Here is a 232-nt window from a genome sequence, read left to right on the forward strand (position 1 = left end):
AGTAGTGTTGACCAATATTAAATTGAGCCATCGCACTACCATTATTAGCTGCTTTTAAATACCATTCAAAGGCTTTCGCATAATTTTGGGCTACCCCTTGACCGTTGTCATACATCACCCCAAGGTTATATTGCGCACGTGCATGCCCCTGTGCCGCTGCCTTGCTATACCATTCAAAGGCTTTCGCATAATTTTGGGCTACCCCTTGACCGTTGTCATACATCCCCCCAAG

The 232-nt window shown here is 45.7% G+C and carries 1 protein-coding gene; it reads right to left on the minus strand.

Going from position 1 to position 232, the window contains the following annotated elements; translation table 11 throughout:
- On the minus strand, positions 1-232 hold a 232-nt coding region (locus tag RR876_RS17100; protein ID WP_332637202.1), incomplete at both ends, for a tetratricopeptide repeat protein.

The organism is Acinetobacter sp., from assembly GCF_036666595.1.
In the GTDB taxonomy this organism is placed as follows: Bacteria; Pseudomonadota; Gammaproteobacteria; order Pseudomonadales; family Moraxellaceae; genus Acinetobacter.